Annotated in this window: 1 pseudogene; it reads right to left on the bottom strand. The window is 72.6% G+C overall.

The features are described 5' to 3' along the window. Positions 1-984, bottom strand: a pseudogene (locus AC27IO_RS24770) (glycosyl transferase); the annotation flags it as partial.

Below are 984 nucleotides of genomic sequence, written 5' to 3'. Positions count from 1 at the left end.
CACCCGGGGCGCCGTCGCCGCCGTCGCTGCGCTCCGCACCCGGGGCGCTGGCGGCGGCCTTCGCGGCGGCCAGCGCGTGCTCGGCGATATCCAGTTCCGAATGGCGGGACCGGCGGGCCAACTGCTCGATGGCGTCGCGGTAGAGGTTGCGCGTGGGAAAGTCCATCGCGGCGAAGTGGCTGCCTTCGCGCAGCCGCTCGTCCACCAGGCTCACGCTTTCGAACAGGTCGGCCCAGTCGATGTCGGACATGAGGCGCAGGCTGGTGATCACGTTGCGCACGGTGACGTTGGAGGCGCCCTGGCGCTGCTGGGCATGCGACACCACTTCGTCGATGGTGGTGCCCTGCTGCTGCAGGCGCTCCTGTAGCCAGCCCAGCGCCGGCATGGTCCGCGGGTCGTGGTCGCGCAGCCGCTTGGCGAGCTGGGCGGCGAACAGTTCGGACAGCGCCAGGGGCGACCGCGCGGCGATGTCCTCGTCCAGCGCCGAGCGGGCGGAGCCCAGGGCCATCAGGTGCGTGGCGAGCCGGTCGGCGTCGGCCCGCGCGGCGCGTCCCACGGTCATCTGGTCCACCAGCCGGCGCAGGTTTTCGATCAGCACGATGCGCAGCGTGATCGCCACCGCCCACAGCTCGCCGATGGTCAGCGGCTGCACGCGCTGGTAGGCCTGCAGGAAGGCCCGCAACGTGCCCGCATCCACATGGCTGTCGGTGTGGGCCACGAAGGCCCAGGTCAGGCCCAGCACCCGGGGATAGCCCGCGAACGGGCCCGATGCGAGCTTGGGCAACTGCCGGTAGTAGTCGGCCGGCAGATCGCCCCGGATGTCGCGCACCTGCTTTTCGACGAGGTGGTAGTTGTCCAGCAGCCACTCGGCGGCGGGCACGACCCGCCGGCCTGCCTCCAGCTCGGCCGCGCTGGCGCGGTAGGCGGCCAGCAGCACCCGGGCGTTGTCGTCCAGGCGCCGGCGCAGCGGGGCGACGGCCGGAG

The organism is Acidovorax sp. KNOB132 (genome assembly GCF_057541515.1).
Note: the sequence above shows the minus strand (reverse complement) of the source record. Positions and strands in the feature narration are given on the sequence as shown.